This is a genomic window from Marinobacter sp. SBS5, from assembly GCF_048285575.1.
Lineage (GTDB): Bacteria > Pseudomonadota > Gammaproteobacteria > Pseudomonadales > Oleiphilaceae > Marinobacter.
Window position 1 is genome coordinate 8831 of sequence record NZ_JBLWAZ010000008.1, and the last position, 2642, is coordinate 11472.

Consider the following 2642-nt stretch of genomic DNA (forward strand, 5'->3'; position numbering starts at 1 on the left):
CCACAAGTCGTGCTCGTCGGCGTGTTCAACCACCGCCTTCACAATCTGGCCAGGCTCGACCTCCGTTACATCGTTCAGGTAAACCATACCATCGATTTCTGGCGCATCAGCTTTGGAGCGACCAATGGCACCCTCTTCGTCGACCTCGTCAATCAGCACGTCAATGGTCTTACCGATCTTGGCCTGTAGCCGAGCCGCTGAAATTTCGGCCTGCTTCTGCATAAAGCGCGCAAGGCGTTCTTCTTTCACCTCTTCAGGAACAGCGCCCTCCAGCTCGTTGGCTGTTGCACCCTCAACCGGGCTGTAGGTAAACGCGCCGACACGATCAAGCTGAGCTTCGTCCAGCCAATCCAACAAGTACTGGAAGTCTTCTTCGGTTTCACCCGGGAAGCCAACGATGAAGGTCGAACGAATCGTCAACTCTGGACAAATCTCACGCCACTTGCGGATACGCTCCAGCGTTTTACTGTCATGGGCCGGGCGCTTCATCGCCTTAAGCACTTTCGGGCTGGCATGCTGGAACGGAATATCCAGATACGGCAGGATTTTTCCTTCAGCCATCAACGGAATGATGTCGTCCACGTGCGGGTACGGGTATACATAATGCAAGCGCACCCACACCCCCAAATCACCCAATGCCTCACACAGCGCCTGCATTTTGGTTTTCAGTGGTCGACCCTGCCAGAAGCCGGTGCGGTATTTGATGTCCACGCCGTAGGCTGAAGTGTCCTGAGAAATCACCAGCAGCTCTTTCACGCCAGCATCCACCAGACGCTGAGCTTCGTCCATCACATCTCCAATCGGACGGCTAACGAGATCACCACGCATCGATGGAATGATGCAGAAGGTGCAACGGTGATTGCAGCCCTCGGAAATTTTCAGATAAGCATAGTGCCGAGGCGTGAGCTTGACGCCTTGCGGCGGCACCAGATCCACAAAAGGATCATGATTCTTTTTCGGAGGCACGTACTGATGCACCGCACCCACGACTTCCTCATACGCGTGAGGGCCAGACACTGCCAGCACGCCGGGATGAGCTTCACGGATGGTCTCCGCTTCCGCACCCATGCAGCCCGTTACGATGACCTTGCCATTTTCATTAATCGCTTCACCAATCGCATCCAGGGATTCCTGCTTGGCAGCATCAATAAACCCGCAGGTATTCACTACCACAACGTCAGCGTCGTTATAGGTTGGCACCACGTCGTACCCATCCAGACGAAGCTGGGTCAGGATGCGTTCGGAATCAACCAGAGCCTTTGGGCAGCCAAGGCTGATAAAACCAACTTTTCCGCCTTGGGCGGCATTTTCTGTCTTCTCGGTCATAACGGTTCTTCGGGAATCCCGGAGCAATGCTCCTGATGAATGTAGGGGCGCAATTTTACATCAGCGGCTCGCCAACTGCAGCCTTACCGCCGGCACTTATTTAGGATCGCGAGCACGACAGAATCTTAAAAGTCGCACAACTTGTGACGCCTCGTTCATATTTTCTGTTGCGAATCTGTCACAATTTACTGCAGAATCAGTGTTGTTCACTTTTCAAACAAACAAGAATACACCAAACCTCGATGTAAGGCATTATGGGACACGCAACCTCTTTCGATACGTCAAACGCAAGAAGAGTCATTATGAAGCCTCTCGATGCAAAACCTAATTTGAGAAATCAGCAGCGAATAGACGTATCCTCCGAGATCACTCTCGAGAAGCCGGATGGTTTCCAGTTTCAGTGTAAAATCACCAATATTTCCCGCACCGGGGTCATGATTCAGTGTGATGCACAGACCGCCAAGTCACTGATTCCGAATATGTTACCCCCCGCGCCCAAGAACCCTATTCAGCTCACGGCTCGCTTCCCGGTGCCGGTCCTCCCTACTCAGCCGGTCTCCATTGTGGCTGAAAGCAACGTTGTGCATATTCGCCGCATTGCCCGAGACCAATTTCACATTGGCTTGCAGTTCCAGAGCTTTGAGGGCAACGGGTTTGATTACGTTGATCAATACATCGGGAAACTCTTCACTGAGTCCAGACAATCCTGACTCCATCGCCGACTTGAGGGCCGAGGTGTTTCGGCCCGTCTGACCTACTGCGATAAATCTCCCGCCATATCATTAGAACCGAAAAGTCTTACCAGACATCTTCTTATGCCCTATGGAGCCCTGTTATAGTTGTCATCCTGATTACAGCCATTAAAAGGCCCTTTGCGGCAACGGATGACCATGACCACATACAACCTCACCCATCTGAAACAGCTGGAAGCCGAAAGCATCCACATAATCCGAGAAGTGGCGGCCGAGTTTGATAACCCGGTCATGCTTTATTCCGTCGGCAAAGACTCTGCTGTCATGCTGCACCTTGCCTTGAAGGCATTTTACCCGGGCAAGCCTCCCTTCCCCCTGATGCACGTAGACACCACCTGGAAATTCCGGGAGATGATCGAATTTCGCGACAAGCAGGTCAGCCGTTACGGGCTGGATCTGATCGTGCACACCAATGAAGAAGGCGTAAAACAAGGCATCGGGCCATTTACTCATGGCAGCGCCAAGCACACTGACATGATGAAAACCCAAGCCCTGAAGCAGGCTTTGGACAAATACAAGTTCGACGCTGCTTTTGGCGGCGCACGCCGGGACGAAGAGAAATCC

Annotated in this window: 4 protein-coding genes (2 of these 4 running past the window's edge); 3 read left to right on the forward strand and 1 reads right to left on the reverse strand. The window is 52.6% G+C overall.

Annotated features, from left to right (window positions below):
• On the forward strand, positions 1-82 hold the end of the coding sequence (locus tag ACNQ6O_RS14585; RefSeq protein ID WP_418053934.1) for a carbonic anhydrase. The gene continues 665 nt to the left of window position 1, outside the view; 82 of the gene's 747 nt are visible here — the last part of the coding sequence; the start codon falls outside the window, past its left edge; it ends in the stop codon at positions 80-82.
• Here the strand turns inward: ACNQ6O_RS14585 and rimO are convergent.
• Positions 1-1326: the 5' portion of a 30S ribosomal protein S12 methylthiotransferase RimO gene (gene rimO, locus ACNQ6O_RS14590; RefSeq protein WP_418053935.1), read on the reverse strand. It extends 27 nt beyond the left edge of the window; the window shows 1326 of its 1353 coding nt (coding positions 1-1326); its start codon is at positions 1324-1326; its stop codon lies off the left edge, out of view. The two genes, ACNQ6O_RS14585 and rimO, sit on opposite strands and share 109 nt — an antisense overlap.
• 302 nt (positions 1327-1628) lie before the next feature.
• Between rimO and ACNQ6O_RS14595 the strand changes: the two genes are divergently transcribed.
• Positions 1629-2036: a PilZ domain-containing protein gene (locus ACNQ6O_RS14595; protein ID WP_418053936.1), complete on the forward strand. Its 408-nt coding sequence runs from the start codon at positions 1629-1631 to the stop codon at positions 2034-2036.
• Positions 2037-2216: 180 nt separating this feature from the next.
• A partial coding sequence (gene cysD / locus ACNQ6O_RS14600) for a sulfate adenylyltransferase subunit CysD (RefSeq protein ID WP_418053937.1) occupies positions 2217-2642 on the forward strand: 426 nt, incomplete at its 3' end.

Bases quoted from the DNA above. Each gene is read 5' to 3' on its own strand.
- ACNQ6O_RS14595 (WP_418053936.1), top strand. From the start codon at position 1,629: ATGAAGCCTCTCGATGCAAAACCTAATTTGAGAAATCAGCAGCGAATA.